The organism is Bacillus cereus group sp. Bce019 (genome assembly GCF_051781745.1).
In the GTDB taxonomy this organism is placed as follows: Bacteria; Bacillota; Bacilli; order Bacillales; family Bacillaceae_G; genus Bacillus_A; species Bacillus_A cereus.
In genome coordinates this window covers 1-271 of sequence record NZ_JBPWJX010000131.1, presented here as the reverse complement: position 1 = coordinate 271, position 271 = coordinate 1, and the positions used below count along the sequence as shown (strand labels likewise).

Genomic DNA, 271 nt, shown 5'->3' with positions numbered 1-271 from the left:
AGTGAGGCGGTCGCCGAGTTTCGGGACGCCGTTCGCGTCGCCAGGACGGTCGGCGATCCCGCGCTGTTCTTTCGCACGGCCACTTCGCTGCTCGATGCCGATGGCGACGATGCCCTGACTCGCGAAGCCCGCGACACGGCGAAGCGGGTGGCGGCGGCGCTCCCCGACGATCTGCGCCATGGGTTCGAGCGTGCGGAGCCGGTTTGCCAATTGGCCGGGGTCCTGGGCTAGAGCCGGGCATGCTGGGTACGATAGCTCGTCAAGGGCGGAG

Annotated in this window: 1 protein-coding gene; it reads left to right on the top strand. The window is 69.4% G+C overall.

Annotation, left to right across the window (positions count from 1 at the left end):
- Positions 1–231 (top strand): hypothetical protein (locus ACS2QP_RS27745; RefSeq protein ID WP_438883062.1); only part of this gene is annotated, 231 nt, incomplete at its 5' end.
- Between the last annotated feature and the right edge of the window lie 40 nt (positions 232–271).